16 protein-coding genes and 1 rRNA gene are annotated in these 20,460 nt (G+C 37.0%); 8 read left to right on the top strand and 9 right to left on the bottom strand.

The window, feature by feature from the left end; all coding sequences use genetic code 11:
• The 8 genes from ACYQ73_RS19220 to dnaA form a co-directional block, all read right to left on the bottom strand.
• Positions 1-126: ribosomal RNA gene (locus tag ACYQ73_RS19220) — 16S ribosomal RNA — on the bottom strand; the annotation flags it as partial.
• Between the two features lie 773 nt (positions 127-899).
• Positions 900-1,982 carry an HD-GYP domain-containing protein gene (locus ACYQ73_RS19215; protein ID WP_460013927.1) on the bottom strand — a complete coding sequence of 361 codons (1,083 nt, stop codon included), beginning with the start codon at positions 1,980-1,982 and terminating at the stop codon, positions 900-902.
• Between the two features lie 146 nt (positions 1,983-2,128).
• On the bottom strand, positions 2,129-4,606 hold the full coding sequence (gyrA, locus tag ACYQ73_RS19210) for a DNA gyrase subunit A (protein WP_460013926.1): 2,478 nt from the start codon (positions 4,604-4,606) through the stop codon (positions 2,129-2,131).
• A gap of 25 nt (positions 4,607-4,631) precedes the next feature.
• Positions 4,632-6,566: a DNA topoisomerase (ATP-hydrolyzing) subunit B gene (gene gyrB / locus ACYQ73_RS19205; protein ID WP_460013925.1), complete on the bottom strand. Its 1,935-nt coding sequence runs from the start codon at positions 6,564-6,566 to the stop codon at positions 4,632-4,634.
• Positions 6,567-6,657: 91 nt separating this feature from the next.
• A complete protein-coding gene (recF, locus tag ACYQ73_RS19200; RefSeq protein WP_460013924.1) occupies positions 6,658-7,773 on the bottom strand; it encodes a DNA replication/repair protein RecF in 1,116 nt (371 codons plus the stop codon).
• 3 nt (positions 7,774-7,776) lie between these two features.
• Positions 7,777-8,001: a S4 domain-containing protein YaaA gene (gene yaaA, locus ACYQ73_RS19195; RefSeq protein ID WP_460013923.1), complete on the bottom strand. Its 225-nt coding sequence runs from the start codon at positions 7,999-8,001 to the stop codon at positions 7,777-7,779.
• A gap of 212 nt (positions 8,002-8,213) precedes the next feature.
• Positions 8,214-9,350: a DNA polymerase III subunit beta gene (gene dnaN, locus ACYQ73_RS19190; RefSeq protein WP_460013922.1), complete on the bottom strand. Its 1,137-nt coding sequence runs from the start codon at positions 9,348-9,350 to the stop codon at positions 8,214-8,216.
• 169 nt (positions 9,351-9,519) lie between these two features.
• On the bottom strand, positions 9,520-10,869 hold the full coding sequence (gene dnaA, locus ACYQ73_RS19185) for a chromosomal replication initiator protein DnaA (RefSeq protein ID WP_132362479.1): 1,350 nt from the start codon (positions 10,867-10,869) through the stop codon (positions 9,520-9,522).
• A gap of 556 nt (positions 10,870-11,425) precedes the next feature.
• On the opposite strand from dnaA, the gene rpmH reads away from it, so the two are divergent.
• From rpmH to jag, 4 genes are all read left to right on the top strand, one after another.
• Positions 11,426-11,560 carry a 50S ribosomal protein L34 gene (rpmH, locus tag ACYQ73_RS19180; protein ID WP_004233310.1) on the top strand — a complete coding sequence of 45 codons (135 nt, stop codon included), beginning with the start codon at positions 11,426-11,428 and terminating at the stop codon, positions 11,558-11,560.
• Positions 11,561-11,661: 101 nt separating this feature from the next.
• The gene (gene rnpA / locus ACYQ73_RS19175; protein ID WP_460013921.1) at positions 11,662-12,006 is read left to right on the top strand and encodes a ribonuclease P protein component; all 345 of its coding nucleotides are present in this window, start codon (positions 11,662-11,664) and stop codon (positions 12,004-12,006) included.
• Positions 12,007-12,301: 295 nt separating this feature from the next.
• Entirely contained in the window at positions 12,302-13,072 is a 771-nt protein-coding gene (gene yidC, locus ACYQ73_RS19170) for a membrane protein insertase YidC (RefSeq protein ID WP_460013920.1), read from the top strand.
• Complete coding sequence (jag, locus tag ACYQ73_RS19165) at positions 13,069-13,878, top strand: RNA-binding cell elongation regulator Jag/EloR (protein ID WP_460013919.1); 810 nt, start codon at positions 13,069-13,071, stop codon at positions 13,876-13,878. Before yidC ends, jag begins: the two co-directional genes overlap by 4 nt.
• A 415-nt stretch (positions 13,879-14,293) precedes the next feature.
• On the opposite strand, the gene ACYQ73_RS19160 is transcribed toward jag, so the two are convergent.
• Entirely contained in the window at positions 14,294-14,497 is a 204-nt protein-coding gene (locus ACYQ73_RS19160; protein ID WP_460013918.1) for a hypothetical protein, read from the bottom strand.
• A 244-nt stretch (positions 14,498-14,741) separates the two neighbouring features.
• Between ACYQ73_RS19160 and mnmE the strand changes: the two genes are divergently transcribed.
• The 4 genes from mnmE to noc all read left to right on the top strand — a co-directional run bounded on the left by mnmE (position 14,742) and on the right by noc (position 20,011).
• On the top strand, positions 14,742-16,127 hold the full coding sequence (gene mnmE / locus ACYQ73_RS19155) for a tRNA uridine-5-carboxymethylaminomethyl(34) synthesis GTPase MnmE (RefSeq protein WP_460013917.1): 1,386 nt from the start codon (positions 14,742-14,744) through the stop codon (positions 16,125-16,127).
• 28 nt (positions 16,128-16,155) lie between these two features.
• A complete protein-coding gene (gene mnmG, locus ACYQ73_RS19150) occupies positions 16,156-18,051 on the top strand; it encodes a tRNA uridine-5-carboxymethylaminomethyl(34) synthesis enzyme MnmG (RefSeq protein WP_460013916.1) in 1,896 nt (631 codons plus the stop codon).
• 164 nt (positions 18,052-18,215) lie between these two features.
• Entirely contained in the window at positions 18,216-18,932 is a 717-nt protein-coding gene (gene rsmG, locus ACYQ73_RS19145; RefSeq protein ID WP_460013915.1) for a 16S rRNA (guanine(527)-N(7))-methyltransferase RsmG, read from the top strand.
• Positions 18,933-19,111: 179 nt separating this feature from the next.
• Positions 19,112-20,011 carry a nucleoid occlusion protein gene (gene noc, locus ACYQ73_RS19140; protein ID WP_460013914.1) on the top strand — a complete coding sequence of 300 codons (900 nt, stop codon included), beginning with the start codon at positions 19,112-19,114 and terminating at the stop codon, positions 20,009-20,011.
• Positions 20,012-20,460: the final 449 nt, after the last annotated feature.

The raw sequence follows: 20,460 nt of genomic DNA, 5'->3' as shown, positions 1-20,460 counted from the left end.
CCCACGTGTTACTCACCCGTCCGCCGCTAACGTCAAAGGAGCAAGCTCCTTCTCTGTTCGCTCGACTTGCATGTATTAGGCACGCCGCCAGCGTTCGTCCTGAGCCAGGATCAAACTCTCCATAAAAAGAAATTTGATTAGCTCAAATTGTTTTGCTGGCATCATGTTTGATGTCCAAAATTTTGTTTCGTTCACTAACTCGAGGTTAGCTACTAAAAAACTTTATTGATTACGTTTTGCTTGTTCAGTTTTCAAGGTTCATTACTTTATTTTAAGTGTCACCTCTTGGCGACTCACTAATAATATCAAGATTCTAAAACTATGTCAACACTTTACCCCAAAAAAATTCAATAGTTTTTAAAAATCTATTATTCTCCTTCTATGTCACATGTTAAGAGGTTTTAACTAGCCTTAATTTTATAATTTAAAAGAGATAATTTCCTCTATTTGATTTGGTTTTTAAAATATCAATATTCTCGTACTTAGCTCGTTACATTTAGTCGTAGAAATCTTTGATGATGCTTTGGTTTCGACACCTAAATAGTTGTCGATTGAAATAATAATGAAAAGGGCAAACGCCAATAATGATCAATTATACCTCGGCATAATTGCGTCCGGAATCAGCTTTGTGCTTGCACAAAGAACTCCTTTCCGATTTCCGTGACATCCGCCGGAGGACTTGGGCCAACATGATGTTGGTTACTCAGTCTTTGCCACAGTACGTGGCGCTCTTAGACTAAGTTCCTTTATTTCAGCGGATGTTTGTACACCCACTGAAAAGTAACTTTACCACGCATTCATCTCACCACCTATAGAGGTCGGGAACTTATGTAGATGATGCTTTGCTTTAGTTACATAAAATAATTGCTGAAAGAAGTTAATGGGTTGCCCTTCAACTATTATAAATCCGTTATAATACGTGAAATATAGAAAGTACGATTTTTACCTAAATCAAATATCTCTCCTGAGTGACTTAATTTGATAAGTGGTCGAGTTGGTGCAAATTTATTTACAAACATTACTTCGCCTTGTTCCAGATTAGATAGTTCAACTATTGTTCCTATAGGAAGGTCGGAAACTATATCTATTAGTGCACGAACTACTTTAATATCAAACTTCCCAAATTCAGATTCATTAATCATCTCTATAACTTTAAAAGAAGATTGCTTTGTTCTATACACTCGCTCACATGTCATTGCATGGAATACATCTGCAATAGCGATGATTTGAGCGAAAGTAGAAATATTTGCGATTTTTTCCCCTTTCGGATAGCCACTACCGTTTAAACGCTCATGGTGCTGGAAAATAGCCTCTTTCATTGTATCCTTTAAGATTGTTAAATCTTTGACCATATTATAGCTATAAGTCGGATGCTTATAAATTTCATTAAACTCTTGCTCTGTTAAGGTTGTTTTTTTATCGCGGATACGTGGATGAATTTTAGCCATTCCACAATCAGCTAATAATCCTCCAATTGCAACTTGTATTGTAATTCCTTTGTCATAGCCTAATTTTTGTGCAATCACGGAAGAAATCAATGCTGTTGCTACACAATGATGGTATAAATAGTCTTTGGGATTTGAATACTCATTTAAATCAAAAATTATTGCACGATCTTCTAAAACCATTTCTAATAATGGCAAAATAATTTTACGTGCTTTCGTAATATCTACCTTTGCACCAGCTTCCCAATTTTTAAATTCCTTATTGAATTGTTCTATAGAATTGTCATAAATCTTTTTAAAAGTTGGAATAGCCTCTATTGGAACAACTAATTCTGTTTCTTTTATCTTTGATTGAGCCTCTACACCATCTTTATAAACTGGGACTCTCGAAATATTAAAAGCAAAAAAAACCGGTAAATGTTCATGGGAAATTATCGTGTTTTTAAAAATTATTGGATATTGTGTATTAGCAAAAATATCTTCAGAAATTACTTTTCCAACACGTAACTCTGAAATAGGGATATGTATAGTTTCCACGCAATTAACTCCTCTTCACTATTTCACTTGCTTACATATAAGATTAACTTTATTTTATCACGGAATTCAAAATAATTACTTATTTTTCATAATTTATGCTAAAAGACCGATGAACGGCAACATTAGCTGTCGTCATCGGTCTTTTATTATTCTTCTACTTGATCATTTTCTTCATTAGCTTCTTCGTTAGATTCTTCTTCTTTTTCAACCTTAGCTACAGTCGCTACAAGCTCGTCATCGCCTAAACGAATTAAACGAACTCCCTGTGTGCTACGACCAATTAAAGAGATATCGTTCACATCCATACGGATTAGCATGCCGTTAATTGTAATAAGCATTAAATCTTCTGAACCATCTACAGTTTTTACAGCTACCATTGGACCGTTTTTATCAGTGATTTGAATTGTTTTTAATCCTACACCACCACGGCTCTGTAAACGATATTCCTCTTCAGAAGTACGTTTACCGTAACCTTTTGCTGTAACAACTAAAATTTCCTGTCCTGGTTCAACGATTTCCATACCAACTACTTCGTCACCATCACGTAGTTTAATACCTCGTACACCACCCGCTGTACGGCCCATTGAGCGAATGTCCTCTTCTTGGAAACGTACAAGCATTCCATCACGAGTACCGATAATCACCTGTTTATCGCCATCTGTTAAACGAACAGAAATAAGATCATCGTCTTCTCGTAAACTTATAGCTATTAAGCCGTTTGTTCGGATGTTAGCAAATTGAGATACTGGTGTACGCTTTGTAATACCTGTTTTAGTCGTGAAGATAAAGTATGCATCTTCATCAAATGAACCAACACGGATCATTGCTGTTACTTTCTCACCTTTATCAATATTGAGTAAGTTAACAATCGGTAATCCTTTCGCTGTACGGCCAAATTCCGGAATCTCATAACCTTTTGCTCTAAATACTTTCCCTTTAGAAGTGAAGAACAAAATTGTATCGTGTGTAGATGTATTCATAAGATGCTCTACAAAATCATCTTCATTTGTGCCCATACCTTGTACACCACGACCACCACGTTTTTGACTACGGTATGTATTCGCAGCTAAACGTTTGATATAACCATTGTGCGTTAAAGTTACGACCGAATTTTCGACTGGGATTAAATCCTCGTCCTCAATCATTTCTAAACCGCCAGAAGTAATTTCAGTACGTCGTGTATCGTTAAAGCGATCTTTTAGTTCTACTATTTCAGTACGAATAATATCAACAATTTTAGCCTCATCCGCTAAAATCGCTTTTAATTCCGCGATTAATATTTGAAGCTCTTGATATTCTGCTTCAATTTTTTCACGCTCTAATCCACTTAAACGAACTAAACGCATATCTAAAATCGCTTGCGCCTGACGTTCAGATAAATTGAATCGTTCCATTAATTGTGGTTTTGCTTCATCACCACTTCGCGAACCACGGATAATAGCAATAATTTCGTCGATATGATCAAGGGCAATACGTAAGCCCTCTAAAATATGCGCACGATCTTCTGCTTTCCTTAAGTCAAATTCCGTACGACGGCGAATAATAACCTTTTGGTGCTCTAAATAATGATGCAGCATTTCTTTTAAGCCCATTACTTTAGGCTGACCATTTACTAATGACAGCATATTAATACCGAAACTCGATTGCATTGCTGTTTGTTTATATAAATTATTTAACACTACATTGGCATTTGCATCTTTGCGAACTTCGATGACTACTCGCATACCACGTCGGTCAGATTCATCACGTAGATTTGTAATACCATCAATTTTTTTATCGCGTACAAGCTCTGCTATTTTTTCAATAAGCTTAGCTTTATTGACCTGGTATGGTAATTCATGAATAAGAATCGTCTCTTTACCATTTGATTTCTGTTCAATCTCTACCTTCGCACGAATAATGATGGAGCCACGACCTGTTTCGTAGGCACGGCGAATACCGCTACGGCCCAAAATTAATCCACCAGTTGGGAAATCAGGTCCTGGGATAATTTCCATCAATTCTTCCGTTGTAATTGCAGGATTTTCAGAAAGTGCAATCACTGCATCTATCGTTTCACCAAGTTGATGTGGCGGAATATTTGTCGCCATACCAACCGCAATTCCTGCCGCTCCATTTACTAATAAGTTTGGATAGCGACTTGGAAGGACAATAGGTTCCTTTTCTGAACCATCATAGTTATCTATATAGTCAATTGTGTCTTTATTAATATCGCGAAGCATTTCCATCGCTATACGAGACATACGTGATTCCGTATAACGCATCGCTGCAGCTCCGTCGCCATCGACAGATCCAAAGTTACCATGACCATCGACTAGCATGTAACGATAGCTGAAATCTTGCGCCATACGTACCATTGCATCATAGATGGATGAATCACCATGTGGGTGGTATTTACCCATTACGTCCCCAACGATACGTGCTGATTTTTTGTACGCTTTATCTGCTGTATTCCCTAGCTCTTGCATGCCATATAAAATACGGCGATGTACAGGCTTTAATCCATCTCGTACATCTGGTAATGCACGAGAAACGATTACACTCATCGCATAATCGAGGAAGGATGTTTCAATTTCTTTTGTTATATTAACTCCTTTAACACCGGAGCGTTCTTGTTCTGACAAAGTGTAGACCTCCTCTCAAGAAAAATTAAATATCTAAATTAGCGTATACTGCATTTTCTTCGATAAATTGACGACGAGGTTCAACTTCATCGCCCATCAAACGCTCAAATGCTTGGTTTGCTTTAATTGCATCATCTAATTCTACTTGTAACAATGTGCGGTGCTCAGGATCCATAGTAGTTTCCCAAAGCTGCTCTGCATTCATTTCTCCAAGACCTTTGTAACGTTGCACATTTGGTTTTGGCATTTTTGGTAGTCGTTCTAAAATTTCTTTTAATGTTTCTTCATCATAGCAATATTCAACATGCTTACCCTGCTTAACTTGATAAAGAGGTGGCTGTGCAATATAAATATATCCTGCCTCTACAAGAGGTCGAAGGAAACGGAAGAAGAATGTTAGTAGTAATGTGCGAATGTGGGCACCATCGACATCGGCATCTGTCATAATAACGATTTTATGATAACGAGCCTTTTCTAAAGTAAACTCTTCACCAATACCTGTGCCGAATGCTGTAATCATCGCACGAATTTCTGCATTCGATAAAATTTTATCTAAGCGTGCTTTTTCGACGTTAAGGATTTTACCACGCAACGGTAAAATTGCTTGGAAGTGTCGATCACGTCCAGATTTCGCAGACCCTCCGGCAGAGTCACCCTCAACGATATAAATTTCACATTCAGCTGGATTTGTTGATGAACAGTCAGCTAATTTACCTGGCAAACTTGATACTTCAAGTGCACTTTTACGTCGTGTAAATTCACGTGCTTTTTTAGCAGCGACACGTGCACGAGCAGCCATTAAACCTTTTTCAACAACTTTACGAGCGACAGTTGGATTTTCTAACATAAATCGTTCAAAACCATCAGAGAATAAGGAGTTAGTGATTTGGCTAACTTCAGAGTTACCAAGCTTTGTTTTTGTTTGTCCTTCAAATTGTGGATCAGGGTGCTTAACTGAAACAATAGCTGTTAGCCCTTCACGAACATCCTCACCAGTAAGGTTTGCATCTGATTCTTTTAGTAGTCCATTTTTTCGTGCGTAATCATTAATAACACGTGTCAGAGCTGTTTTAAACCCAGACTCATGTGTACCGCCTTCATACGTATTAATGTTATTAGCAAATGAAAAAATATTTGAAGAGAATCCAGCATTGTATTGCATAGCAATTTCAACTGAAATACCATCTTTTTCTCCAAGAACATCTATTGGATCATGGATTGGTTCTTTAGATTGATTCAAATGCTCAACATAAGAACGAATACCACCTTCATAATGATACGTAGTAGAACGTTCCTCGCCTTCGCGTTCATCAGCAATTGTAATCTTGATACCACGATTTAAATAAGCTAATTCACGAATACGATGTGCTAAAATATCATATTCATAAACAGTCGTTTCTTTAAATATTTCAGGGTCTGCTTTAAAACGTGTAGTTGTTCCATTACGATCTGAATCACCGATAACCGTTAGCTCTTGCACAGTTTTTCCACGTTCAAATTTAATTTCATGAATATGACCCTCACGATGAACTTGAACAATCGTCTCAACTGATAGAGCATTTACAACAGATGCCCCTACACCATGAAGACCGCCTGATACTTTGTATCCTCCACCGCCAAACTTACCGCCAGCATGGAGCACTGTCATAATAACCTCAACAGCAGGCTTACCCATTTTCTCTTGAATACTTACCGGAATACCACGACCATTGTCTTCTACACGAATCCAATTGTCTTTTTCTATCGTTACAATTATATCTGTACAAAATCCAGCAAGTGCTTCATCAATACTATTATCAACAATTTCCCATACTAAATGGTGAAGCCCTTTAGAGCTTGTTGAACCGATATACATCCCTGGTCTTTTACGTACAGCTTCTAAGCCTTCTAATACCTGTATCTGATCGGCTTCATAAGCTTGATTTTGTAAACCTTCGTTCTCTATAGCCACGGCTTTCATCTACTCCTTCATAACATCATTGTGTGTAAATGAATGAACAGTCAACCGAGCTGACTATTACCATTCTTTTGTAATCTAAAAAACTCCCGGGCTAACTTTCTTCAATCGCGCCTTGTTTCACGTGAAACAGCTGTGCATGCTCCATCGTTTCATGGTGAATTCCATCAACACTTGTAGTCGTAACAAAGGTTTGAACTTCACCTTGAATGGTATTTAATAAATGCGATTGGCGATAATCGTCGAGTTCCGACAATACATCATCTAAAAGTAGTATGGGTGTTTCATTTGTTTCTTGTTTAATTAACTCGATTTCAGCAAGTTTTAATGAAAGAGCGGTTGTACGTTGCTGTCCTTGTGAACCATATGTTTGAACATCATAGTCATTTACCAAAAACTGCAAATCATCTCGATGTGGACCAACTAGTGTTACACCTCGGTCAAATTCACGTGGCTTAGCTTCTATTAGCTTTTTATGCAAGAAGTCTTCAATTTCACTAGAAGTATGTTCTTTTTCAATACCAGCTACTGTGCGGTATTTAATAACTAACGTTTCCTTCCCTTGTGAAATACCTGCGTGAATTGGCTCTGCCCATTCCTGCAATAAATCCATAAATTGAAATCTTTTTCGAATAATTTGGGTAGCTGCGTGAATATATTGTTCATTATAAACCTCGTACATCACGTCATCTGGTATTGCTTTACCTTGATTCATCTTTAAAAAGTGGTTACGTTGCTTTAAAACTTTTTGAAAGGTTAATAAATCATGTAAATAGACAGGCGAAATCTGCCCAATCTCCATATCAATAAAACGTCGTCGTATTTGCGGACTTCCCTTTACAACATTTAAATCTTCGGGTGCAAACATCACGACATTCATTTGGCCAATATAATGACTTAGGCGACTTTGTTCTATGTGATTTATCTTACCTTTTTTGCCTTTTTTCGTAATCGTAAGCTCAATTGGTAAAATACCATGCTTTTTTTGAACGGCCCCTTCTATTTTACCATAGTCTGAATCCCAACGTATTAATTCTTTATCGTTCGTCGTGCGGTGGGATTTAGCCATCGCCAATACGTAAATAGATTCCATAACATTTGTTTTCCCTTGAGCATTTTCACCAATGAAAACATTAATTTTTGGAGAGAAGTTTAAAGCTAAGGCATCATAGTTACGGTAATTTGTAAGTTTTAATTGCTCTATATGCATAATCTATTGTCCATCGGTACCAACGATACGGAATCGACCACATCCAGGAATATTTACAATGTCACCGTCACGTAATTTACGACCGCGGCGATCATCTACTTCTCCATTTACATATACATCATTTTCGTGTAAAAACCACTTGGCCATGCCACCAGAGCTAATGGCATCGGTCATTTTTAAAAGTTGCCCTAATGTGACAAACTCTACATCAATTTCAATGTCCTTCATAGCTGAGTTCCCCTCCAAATACAGATCGTCTATCTCTCTATCATACCTAAAAACTCGCCATAAGTAAAAAAAGATAGCCGCAATTAGCGACTATCAGTACATTTCCCAAAGTCCTTTGAGTTTGAAGTTATGGAGTTTATTCTCTCCAACAAAAATTGTTTACTTCTTTCAACTAATTCCGGACACAATTAGGACTCGGCTTAATTGATTTTTTAATAAGTACGTACAGGTAAAATCAATTGTAAAATAGCATCGTCATGAACAGAACGTAAAATAAACGGTCTCATTGCTCCTGTGAATTGAATAACTACCTCTTGACCATCAATTGCTTTTAATGCTTCCATCATGTATTTCGCACTGAAAGAAATTTTTAAGTTATCCCCTTCCAAAGACTCAACTGGAATTTCCTCTTGGACTTTACCGATTTCTGGTGAGTTAGAAGAAACTTCTACAGCTTGATTATCTAAAATTTCAAAACGTACAACATTGTTACGATCGCCACGAGCAACAAGAGATGCACGATCGATTGCTTGTAATAATGATTTACCATTAATCGTTAGATTTGTTTGGTACTCTTCTGGAATTAAACGTGATGTATCTGGGTAGTTACCTTCAAGTAAACGAGAGAAGAATAATACTTCTCCAGTTTTAAATAACACTTGCTGACTTGTTATAACAATTTGTACAAGATTTGTAGAATCCTCTAACACTTTATTTAATTCATTTAAGCTTTTACCAGGAATTACAACACTATGTTCAACCTCAGGTAAATTTTCCAGTTGAACTTTACGTCTTGCTAAACGGTGGCTATCTGTTGCAACACAGATTAATGTTTCGTTTTTTATCTGCCAGTTTACACCTGTCAACACCGGTCTACTTTCTGAAGTGGCAACAGCGAATACTGTTTCACGGATAATTGACTTTAATAAGTCTGCAGGAATAGTAAATTTTTGATCCTCTGTTAATTCGGGTAATAAAGGATATTCAGTAGCATCCGAGCCAATTAAGTGGAATTCAGATTTACCTGAACGGATATGAGTTTGGAAACCTGTTGTTACTTGAATTTCAACCTCATTTGTTGGTAACTTACGTACAATTTCATTGAACATACGAGCTTGTACAACTATTGATCCTGTTTCTGTAATATGAATTATTTGTTGGCTATCTTCTTCAACTGGAATAAATGTTTGAATTGTAATATCAGCATCACTACCTGTTAAGCGAATACCCTCATCTGTTACATCAATTTTTATCCCCGTTAAAATTGGAATAGTCGTTTTTGAACTTACGGCTTTCATGACATCATTTAAACCCTCTAATAAACGGTCACGTAAAATATCAAATTTCATTCGTTTTCCCTCACATATTTATATTATTTATTTATATAAAATAAAAAAGATATAGTAATAGGTCCTGTGGATTTGTGGATAAGTACTTTCAAGTGAATAAAATCAGTCTATCCACATGTAGATAGACTGTGTATAAGTTTGTGTTTAAATGTTTGTGTTGTCCACAGCATTATTTTCCTAGCATGCTTCGAATTTGTTTAATATCTTGCTGTAGCTGAACGTCATTTTTCAACATAGAAGATATTTTTTCGTGAGCATGGATAACAGTAGTATGGTCACGTCCACCAAATTCTTCGCCAATTTTCGGCAGCGAAAAATCTGTTAATTCGCGAGATAAAAACATGGCCACTTGACGCGGGAAGGCAATTAACTTTGTACGTTTTTTCGCGGCAAAATCCTCTAAACGAATGTTAAAATGCTCCCCTACTGCATTTTGAATGTCTAATATCGTGACAGTTCGTGGCTTTGAATTAGGGATAATATCTTTTAATGCTTCAGCAGCCAAAGTCGCATTAATATCCTTGTTAACAAGTGATGAATAGGCAACGACGCGAATAAGCGCACCTTCAAGCTCCCGAATATTGGAGTCAATCTGGTTCGCAATATAGAGCATGACTTCATTTGGCACTTCTAGACCATCAGCCTTTGCCTTTTTTCGAAGAATGGCAATACGAGTTTCCAAATCAGGAGGCGCAATATCTGTTATTAGTCCCCATTCGAATCGAGAACGTAAACGATCTTCCAATGTCGGTATTTCCTTAGGAGGACGGTCACTGGAAATAACAATTTGTTTCGATTCTTCATGCAATGTATTAAAAGTATGGAAAAATTCTTCTTGAGTTGATTCTTTTCCAGCTAGAAATTGAATATCATCAATTAGCAGTACATCTACATTGCGATATTTATTGCGGAAATCAAGTGCCTTATTATCTCGAATTGAGTTAATAAATTCATTTGTAAATTTTTCAGATGATAAATATACCACCTTCGCATTTGGATTATGTTCAAGTACATAATGACCAATCGCATGCATTAAGTGTGTTTTGCCAAGCCCTACTCCCCCATAGATAAAAAATGGGTTATAAGCCTTCGCAGGCGCTTCTGCGACAGCTAGCGAGGCAGCATGTGCAAAGCGGTTACCAGAGCCAATAACAAACGTATCAAAAGTATATTTCGGGTTTAACATACCTGGTGAAATATCATGATGATCGTCATTTTTTGCTTGGATAATCGGCGCTGGTAAATCGAAATCGTCCGAATCCTGGTTTTTTTGAACAACAAACTTAATAAGCAAGTCTTCGCCTGTAAGCTCCGTTAATATACCTGTAATCAAATGAATATAATGATTTTCAAGCCAGTCTCGAGCAAACGAATTTGGCGCAGCAATTGTCACAGTAGAACCACTACCATTGTAGGAAAGTAGTTTAGTAGACTTTAGCCACGTTTCGAAGCTTGGTTTAGAAATTTTTTGTTCAACTTGAGCCAGGACATTATTCCATAGTTCTTCTAAATGTTCCAAGCTGCTAATCTCCTTTTCAGTTCAATACAATTAAAAGCGCATTTATAGAAACGGTAAATACGTTCATTTTACAACTAGTCCACAAACTCACAAGTTGTGGATAAAAGTTAACCAAAGGCTGTGATAAAAATTATCCACAGCATATCAACAGTTGTGGATAAAATAAAAGTTCATTTCAGTTTTCAACAAAGTGAAGCACAGATATCGTATCAGAAAAACAAAGCTATTTCAATAGTTTGTGAAACTTATCCACATACCTTTTATTTATGCACTCCAAAGTTGTCCACAAGGTCTGCTTATGTGAAAAAGGTGTAGATAAATGTTGTGGATAAAAAAATATGCAAAAAATACTATACACAACTCTGTGTGTAAAAAACAAGTATTCTGTGGATAATTTATCTTTATTCAGCAGAAGATGATCGAAGTAAATAATAGACATAGATTTGCGTAAATATAGAAATTTATAAAATTCATTGACAAAATAACTAGTTACTTTATATAATATTCAGGTCTGTATGTTGAAAAAATTCAACTCATCCAGGAGGTGTCTATATAAATGAAACGTACTTACCAACCAAAAAAACGTAAGCACAGCAAAGTTCACGGTTTCCGCGCACGTATGAGCACGAAAAACGGTCGCAAAGTTCTTGCTGCTCGCCGTCGTAAAGGAAGAAAAGTATTATCAGCATAAAATAAGTCCACTGAGACACATCAGTGGTCTTTTTTTTCTTTATTTTTGGTAAACCTAGAAATGAGGATCAAAGGATAATTATCGAGTAGCAGGTGAAAGTAATGAAAAAACGCCAACGAGTGAAAAAAAATGATGATTTTCAAAAGGTGTTTAAAAAGGGTAAATCTTTCGCTAATCGTCAGTTTGTCGTTTATTTTTTAGAAAAAGAGGGACAAACAGAATTTCGTGTAGGATTATCGGTTAGTAAAAAGCTTGGAAATGCAGTAACACGCAACCAGATCAAACGCTATATTCGACAAAGTATCCATGAATTAAAGGATGAGGTAAAGCCGAATATGGACTATGTTATTATCGCCAGACAACCGGCGGCCACTATGGATTTTCATGAAGTAAAACAGAGTTTGCAGCATGTACTACGAATCGCAAAAGTATTGAAGAAAGCCTAATATGGATGGCAACCAAAGTGGTGAAATAGAATAGTTTAGTTTCTGCGCGAAAGTGAAGCCAAAGGAAATACTTATAGGGGTATTTTGAAAATGGATTTTCACTGCAATATATGAATTATTAGTTACATTACTTAGCAAATATGTGCTCATTGTTAGAATATTTAGTAGAGTGAAACGATATATGCATGATAAAATAACTGATAACTTTATTCAGTTGCAGGAAATTGTAAATGTATAAAGAAGAGAATGCATATAGTTTTAGAAAAAGTGAATAGTATTTGTAGGGGGAAAAAGGTTGAAGAAACAACTTTGGGTAATTTTGTCTCTAGCATCAGTAGCATTACTACTATCTGGTTGTACAGAATTTAAAGAACCAATCTCCAAAGAAAGCACAGGCTTCTGGAATGAATTTATTGTTTGGCCTTTAGTATCAGTGATTAAATACTTTGCTGATTTACTTGGTTCATATGCATGGGGGATCATTATTGTAACGATTATCATTCGTTTAGCAATTCTTCCGTTGATGATTAAACAAACAAAGAGCTCTAAAAAAATGCAAGAAATTCAGCCGAAATTGAAGGAATTGCAAAAGAAGTATGCTTCTAAGGATGCACAGACACAGCAACAGTATCAACAAGAGATGATGAAGCTTATGGGTGAGTCTGGTGTCAATCCACTTGCTGGATGTTTACCTGTATTCATTCAAATGCCAATTTTAATTGGTTTCTACCATGCGATTAGTCGTATGAATGCTACACCTGCTTTTGATTTAGGGAATTTCTTTATTTTCCCGTTAGCAGATCCTGCACCGGCATTAGCAATTACTGCTGGTTTAATGCAATTCCTTGTTTTACGTACGGGCCCAGCGATGGATAACCCTCAAATGAAAATAATGATGTACATTATGCCATTTATGATTATTGCTTTCGGTATGGCATTACCAGCAGCATTATCACTATACTGGGTAATCGGTAACATTATTTCGATTGCTCAAAACCTGTTTATTTACAAACCTTGGGAAAAAGATAAAACACAACCTGCTCAAAATGGAGGGGCTAAAAAGTGAAACAACTTACGCAAATAGGCGCAACAACACAAGAAGCGATCTCATTAGCGTTACAGAAACTTGGCAAAACCCGTGAACAAGTAGATGTTGAAGTTTTACAAGAAGGTAGAAAAGGATTTTTAGGTTTTGGGGCACGATCTGCAGAAGTTCGTGTAACAGTAAAAGAAGTACAGGTTCGACCAACAATTGAAGAAGAAAAAGCTGAACAGCAAAATACGGCTCAATTTGTCGAACTAACAGTAATAGATGATGTTGAAACAATAAGTTCACAAGTTTCTGAACAACCAAGTGATATCGAAGCTGTTCAACAAATCGTAGAGGAACAAAAAGAGGAAGAAGAAACCTCAGTAAACCCAATTGAAGATGCAAAGACTTATTTAGTAAATATTGCTGAACAATTGGATATTCATGATCTTGAAATTGAAACGACACGTGAAGGGAAATATGTCATATTTCAACTAAAAAGCGAGAAAGCTGCACTGCTTATAGGGAAACGTGGTCAAACATTAAATTCTTTGCAGCAATTAATACAACTTGTATTAAATAAAAGTGCCAAGCAGTTCTTAATGGTGAAATTAGACGTAGAAAACTATCGCGAACGTCGTCAAGTAGCTTTAGAGTTACTAGCAGATCGTATGGCGGATAAAGCACTTCGCTTAAATCAGCGTGTGACATTTGAGCCAATGCAGTCGTACGAGAGAAAAATTATTCATAATCAATTGGCAAATCGCCTTGATATTGAAACATACTCAGAAGGAACGGAGCCTAATCGTTATTTAGTCATTGAACCTGTCAAAAACGACTAAACTTCGTAAAAACATACAGACAAAAAAACTAAAGTCATTTTATCGTCATGATAAAATGACTTTTTTATGTTGTTGAAAAACAAGATGGCCAAGGGAATCTTTGTGAATGTTGTGATGCTTCAGATGAGGGTGATTTCCGTTCGAGGCTATTCGCTTCCCTGTGGGCGACGAGCCGCTTTCTCCGCTGCGCTTCGTACAGGGTCTCGCCTGTCTCGCTTTCTCACGGGAATCGAGTAGTTTTCCACTCCAATCAGCAATAGTGTAGAACTTTTATAAGTTTTTTCAATTCAAAAGTGAACACTATATCTATTACCATAATCGAAAAAAAGACTTATAACAGTGACACAATTGTACACTAGTTATTGCTGCCACCGCTTTCACACATATAAACATTGGTGAAGTTTACGTTTCATCACTATAAATTTTGAGATTTTGAGTGACATGCCAGAAGATATATGCCTAGTGAAGTGGTTGATTGGAGTGGAGACTGAGCGACTCCTTGGGGATCAGCAATAGAGGAACGAAGGCTAAAATCATCACATCCTGTGATAACGCCTTCGTGACCAACATCGTGTTGGCCCGAGACCCTGGAGCGAGCAACGCGAGTGAAGCGGCTCATCGGACGCCCCCAGGAAAGCGCTCAGCCGGATCGGAAATCAACCCTCCCGTTTTGCCGAAGAGCCATAATTCTAGCATTCGCAGCTTTTGTCGAAATACGTGCTATAATGTAGAGCTTACTTATTATCCACAATTGGAAATTATCCTTACTTTAGATTTTGCAGAAAATATGTTAGTCTAAGGTGTTAGTAAGTATTGGTCGGTTTTATTTATCCACATGTGGATAACGTTAAGGAGGTCATTAAATGGAGTTCGATACAATTGCTGCGATATCCACACCTATGGGTGAAGGAGCTATTGCTATTGTTCGTTTAAGTGGGGACGAAGCAGTCGCAATTGCAGATAAAATATTCAGATCGCCTGGTGGTAAAAGTTTAACAACAAAGGCTTCACATACAATTCATTATGGACATTTGGTCGATCCAAAAACAAATGAGATTGTAGAGGAAGTAATGCTGTCATTAATGCGCGGACCTAAAACATTCACTCGTGAGGATGTCATAGAAATTAACTGTCACGGGGGACTAGTTTCGGTGAACCGTGTATTAAAGCTAGCATTAACAAATGGAGCAAGACTCGCAGAGCCAGGTGAATTTACAAAACGCGCATTCTTAAATGGACGTATCGATTTATCACAGGCTGAGGCAGTCATGGATTTAATAAGAGCCAAAACTGATAGAGCGATGAATGTTGCGTTGGGACAAATGGATGGAAAATTATCGCGTTTAATTGGTGACTTACGCCAAGCATTACTAGAGACATTAGCACAAGTTGAGGTTAATATAGATTATCCGGAGTATGATGATGTAGAAGAGATGACGGTACCAGTATTAGTAGAAAAATGTACATGGGTACGAAATGAAATTATTAAACTTTTGCAAACATCTTCTCAGGGGAAAATATTACGAGAGGGTCTATCAACTGTTATTTTAGGCCGTCCAAACGTTGGGAAATCTTCTCTTTTAAATAGCTTAGTACAGGAGAATAAGGCTATTGTGACAGATATAGCAGGTACAACTCGTGATATTATAGAAGAGTACGTGAATGTACGTGGTGTTCCGCTTCGTTTAGTCGATACAGCTGGTATTCGAGAGACAGAGGATATCGTCGAACGAATTGGTGTTGAACGTTCACGTGAGGCATTACGTGGCGCAGATTTAATTTTATTTGTTTTAAACTACGCAGAGGAATTGACTGTCGAAGATGAACGTCTATTCGAAACAATTCAAGCGATGGATTACATCGTTATTGTCAATAAAACAGATCTACCGCAAAAAATTGATGTAGCTCGCGTCAAAGAGCTAGCAGGCAATCATCGTGTTGTGACAACTTCTCTTTTACAGGAAGAGGGTATCGCAGAGCTAGAGGAAGCGATTGCTGCGCTATTCTTTGAAGGGCAAATTGAAGCGGGCGATTTAACATATGTTTCAAATGCAAGACATATTGCATTACTTCATCAAGCACAAGCAACGGTCGAGGATGCATTAGCTGGAGCACAAGCTGGTGTACCTGTTGATATGGTGCAAATAGATGTCACTAGAACTTGGGAAATACTTGGAGAAATTATCGGCGATACAGTACAAGAAAGCCTAATCAATCAGTTATTTTCACAGTTCTGCTTAGGAAAATAATTTTACTAAAGAAAGGAAGATACGAGCTATGCCAACAAATTATGAGGCAGGCACGTTTGATGTTATCGTAATTGGCGCAGGTCACGCAGGTTCTGAAGCTGCACACGCTGCTGCCAAAATGGGTGCTAACACACTGATGTTAACAATCAATTTAGATATGATTGCATTTATGCCATGCAATCCTTCCATTGGTGGTCCTGCCAAAGGAATTGTAGTACGAGAAATTGACGCATTAGGTGGCGTCATGGGGAAAGTTATTGATAAAACGCATATTCAAATGCGGATGTTAAATACAGGGAAAGGTCCTGCTGTGCGTGCATTACGTGCACAAGCGGATAAAGTTTTATACCAACAAGAAATGAAACGCATCTTGGAGGAAACTGAAAATTTAACAATTCAACAAGGAATGGTGGAAGAGCTAATAATTGAAGACGGGGAAGTACAAGGTGTTATTACACAAATTGGTGCTATTTACCGCGCTAAAACAGTTGTTATCACAACAGGTACATTCCTTCGTGGTGAAATCATTATTGGTGACGTTAAATATTCAAGTGGTCCTAATAACCAACAACCGTCAATTCGTTTAGCTGATAACTTAAAAGAGCTTGGTTTTGACCTTGTGCGTTTTAAAACAGGTACTCCACCACGAGTGAATAACCGTACAATTGATTATGATAAAACAGAGATTCAACCAGGAGATGATGTTCCACGTGCATTCAGCTTTGAAACAACTGAATTCATCATGGATCAGCTACCTTGCTGGTTAACTTATACAAGCCTGGAAACACATGAAATTATCGAAGCAAACCTACATCTTTCACCGATGTATTCAGGGATGATTAAAGGTACTGGTCCACGTTATTGCCCTTCTATTGAAGACAAGGTTGTGCGATTTAACGATAAACCGCGCCACCAAATTTTCTTAGAGCCAGAAGGTCGCAATACACGTGAAGTATATGTACAAGGTTTATCAACTAGCTTACCAGAGCATGTACAAACACGTTTACTAAAATCAATTCCAGGCTTAGAAAAAGCAGAAATGATGCGTGCTGGCTATGCAATTGAGTACGATGCAATCGTACCAACGCAATTGTGGCCAACTTTAGAAACAAAACGTATTAAAGGGTTGTATACTGCTGGTCAAATCAACGGAACATCAGGTTACGAGGAAGCGGCTGCTCAAGGCTTAATGGCTGGGATAAATGCTGCTGCTAATGTGCTTGATAAACAAGAATTAATTTTAAGTCGTTCAGATGCTTATATTGGCGTATTAATTGATGATTTAGTAACAAAAGGAACAAATGAACCGTATCGCTTACTAACATCTCGTGCAGAATATCGTTTACTACTTCGTCATGATAACGCTGACTTACGTTTGGTAGAGCAAGGGTTTAATATGGGAATGATTACTGAAGAAAGATATGCAACATTCAATGAGAAAAAAGAGCTGATTGAAAACGAAATTGCACGTCTCCGTGAAGTGATTATTAAACCAAATGAAGCAACACAAGCTACTATTCGCTCTGTAGGTGGTAGTGAGCTAAAAGATGGTATCCGTGGAGCAGATTTATTAAAACGTACAGAAATGCATTATGAATTAATTTCTTCATTAATTCCAGCAGACATAGAGTTTTCGGATGAAGTGAAGGAACAAATTGAAATTCAGCTTAAGTATGAAGGTTATATTGAAAAAGCATTGCAACAAGTTGAGAAGCTTCATAAAATGGAAAATAAAAAAATCCCTGAAAATATTGATTATGACGCTATTTCAGGTCTAGCAACAGAAGCACGACAAAAATTAAAACAAGTTACACCACTTTCCATTGCACAAGCATCGCGAATCTCTGGTGTAAACCCGGCAGATATTTCAATATTACTTGTTTATATTGAGCAAGGTAAAATTGCACGCGTCAGCGGCGAATAATGAACAACAGTAAAGTGAATAAGAGGCGGGCATACCTTTGTGCCCGCTTCCTATTTTTAAGGCTAATCTTATTTTTATATAGTAGTTGATTTGTAAATATGAACGAACATGCTTACAAATCAATAATAGGGATAGTAAAGCCAGTTAGAAAAAGGAGACTTTACATGAACGAACAACAATTTATCGAGGCTTTAAAGGAGAAGGGCATCGAACTTTCTGACAAGCAGATGGCTCAATTCAAAAAATACTTTGAGTTACTTGTTGAATGGAATGAAAAGATGAACTTAACTGCTATTACGGATTTAGAAGGTGTTTATTTAAAGCACTTTTATGATTCGATTAGTGCTTCTTTCTATTTTGATTTTTCAAAAGTAACGACAGTTTGTGATGTTGGAGCAGGTGCTGGTTTCCCAAGTATTCCAATTAAAATCTGCTTCCCGCATTTACATGTAACAATTGTCGATTCTTTAAATAAAAGAATTACATTTTTAAATCATTTAAGTGATGAGTTACAATTAGATCATATGAATTTCGTACATGCACGTGCAGAGGAATTTGCACAAAATGCGAAATATCGTGAACAGTTTGATGTTGTAACAGCTCGTGCGGTAGCCCGATTATCGGTCTTATCGGAGTTATGTGTACCACTAGCAAAGCAAGGTGGCTATTTTGTTGCTTTAAAAGCAGCAGCTGGTGCAGAAGAATTAAAAGATGCAAAAAAAGCATTGGCCACATTAGGAGTTACGCTAAAAGAAGAATTTTCTTTCCTACTACCTGTTGAAGAAAGTGACCGCATGTTATATATCTTTGATAAAATAAAAGGAACACCGAAAAAATATCCGCGTAAACCAGGTGTACCAAATAAAACACCGATTCAATAATTAGTGTTTCATGTGAAACTTCTCAAAGTAGAAAATATTTTTTCTATTTTGAGCATACATACTAGTTATGGATGGTTCACGCAAATGACATCTACGAACTATATACATTTTAAGAAATATAATAAATAATAATAGAATGAAACAGAGCAAGATAGTTACTTAAAGGTGGTGCCACTTGGATGAAAAGTCCTTTTTCACGTTTTTTTGGAGGCGGAAATAAAACTGAGCCTATTGTGAAAAATGAAGTAGAACAAGCAGAGACGGTTCATGCAGCAGAAGAAGTTATAAAGCTGCCTATTGATCAAATTGTGCCTAACCGTTTTCAGCCACGTACTATTTTTGATGATGAAAAAATTGAAGAATTATCAAGAACCATTCATACGCATGGTGTAATTCAGCCAATTGTTGTACGTAAAACAGCAGAAAATCAATATGAAATCATTGCTGGTGAGCGTCGCTATCGAGCAATGAAAAAGCTACAATGGACAGAAGTCCCGGCAATTATAAGAAATTTAACTGATAAGGAAACAGCCTCTATCGCGTTAATCGAGAACCTACAGCGTGAGGAATTAACAGCAATTGAAGAAGCTGTTGCCTATCAAAAATTATTAGAGCTTCATGAGCTGACACAAGAAGCTCTGGCCCAACGACTTGGAAAAGGACAATCCACGGTAGCCAATAAATTACGTTTACTAAAGCTTCCTGAAGAAGTGCAGCAAGCTATTTTGAAGCGTGAAATCTCTGAACGACATGCACGTGCATTAATTGCCATTAAAGATCGACCATTACAGCTAGGAGTTTTACAACAGACGATTGAAAATGATTGGAATGTTCGTCAGTTAGAAGAACAGATTTATTCTTTATTACATCCGGAGGCAGTGGCTCAAGAAGAAACGGAGCCAAAGAAAGTAAAGCCGAAACGTAAGGCTATTAGTAAAGACGTACGCATTGCTTTAAATACGATTAAACAATCGTTATCTATGGTAACAAAGAGCGGTATAACAGTTAAGACTGAAGAAGAAGACACAGAGGAATATTATCAAATTACAGTGAAAATACCTAAAAAGAAAAAGTCTTAAGTCGTCATTGAAGTTATATTAGAAAAATAAAGAATTGCCTTTTATGACATCATCCAAATTGAGGGTGATATTTCTATAACGTATACCATGTATATAAGTTGATTGGAGTGGAGGCTGAACGCCCCCAGGAACGTTTTCAGTTGGAACGAAAATCAACCCCACTTTATGATGATGAGCCATTTTTATATCTCTGTACGGAGGAGGCATCTCAGTAATAATTCTGAGATGTCTCCTTTTTTGCATATATTCTTAATATTTTATACAACTATTTTCTGTTTTTTTGATAGAATGAAAGTAAGATAGAGGTATTTAACTTTTTTCAGCAGGTGTTTTTTGTACCGAAAGCGTAGCGACAGGTATGGAAGTCTCTCACCTCTATAAGTGGTAAGATGTCAGTGATTTTACAAATGATTTGTCAAAGTGAATCTTTGATAGATGAAAGCAGGTGC

The sequence above is a fragment of the Lysinibacillus sp. CTST325 genome (genome assembly GCF_054665055.1).
The sequence above is the reverse complement of the archived record's forward strand: the minus strand, read 5'-3'. Positions and strand labels throughout refer to the sequence as shown.

Coding starts and splice junctions, on each gene's coding strand:
- rsmG (WP_460013915.1), top strand. CDS start 18,216: ATGAACGAACAACAATTTATCGAGGCTTTAAAGGAGAAGGGCATCGAA.
- gyrB (WP_460013925.1), bottom strand. CDS start 6,566: ATGAAAGCCGTGGCTATAGAGAACGAAGGTTTACAAAATCAAGCTTAT.
- rpmH (WP_004233310.1), top strand. CDS start 11,426: ATGAAACGTACTTACCAACCAAAAAAACGTAAGCACAGCAAAGTTCAC.
- mnmG (WP_460013916.1), top strand. CDS start 16,156: ATGCCAACAAATTATGAGGCAGGCACGTTTGATGTTATCGTAATTGGC.
- mnmE (WP_460013917.1), top strand. CDS start 14,742: ATGGAGTTCGATACAATTGCTGCGATATCCACACCTATGGGTGAAGGA.
- rnpA (WP_460013921.1), top strand. CDS start 11,662: ATGAAAAAACGCCAACGAGTGAAAAAAAATGATGATTTTCAAAAGGTG.
- ACYQ73_RS19160 (WP_460013918.1), bottom strand. CDS start 14,497: ATGAGCCGCTTCACTCGCGTTGCTCGCTCCAGGGTCTCGGGCCAACAC.
- noc (WP_460013914.1), top strand. CDS start 19,112: ATGAAAAGTCCTTTTTCACGTTTTTTTGGAGGCGGAAATAAAACTGAG.
- yaaA (WP_460013923.1), bottom strand. CDS start 8,001: ATGAAGGACATTGAAATTGATGTAGAGTTTGTCACATTAGGGCAACTT.
- recF (WP_460013924.1), bottom strand. CDS start 7,773: ATGCATATAGAGCAATTAAAACTTACAAATTACCGTAACTATGATGCC.
- dnaN (WP_460013922.1), bottom strand. CDS start 9,350: ATGAAATTTGATATTTTACGTGACCGTTTATTAGAGGGTTTAAATGAT.